We start from the raw sequence: 249 nt of genomic DNA, 5'->3' as shown, positions 1-249 counted from the left end.
GCGAAAGCGGAACAGCCCAAACCGGCACCATTTCGATGGTACCGGGGTTGTGGGGCCCCGACGTGGGATTGATGATTGGTAGGAGAACGGTCTGGAAAGGCCGGCCATAGTGGGTGATAGCCCCTTATCCGAAACCATGACTCACCCTAGGGTGTCCCCGAGTACTTCGAGGCACGTGAAACCTCGTGGGAATCCGGGAGGACCATCTCCCAAGGCTAAATACTACTCTCTGACCGATAGTGAACCAGT

General features: G+C 56.6%; 1 rRNA gene. It reads left to right on the top strand.

The features are described 5' to 3' along the window. A 23S ribosomal RNA gene (locus KOM00_RS20530) occupies nt 1-249 on the top strand; the annotation flags it as partial.

This window comes from Geomonas diazotrophica (assembly GCF_018919385.1).
GTDB classification, from domain to species: domain Bacteria; phylum Desulfobacterota; class Desulfuromonadia; order Geobacterales; family Geobacteraceae; genus Geomonas; species Geomonas diazotrophica.
Note: the sequence above shows the minus strand (reverse complement) of the source record. Positions and strands in the feature narration are given on the sequence as shown.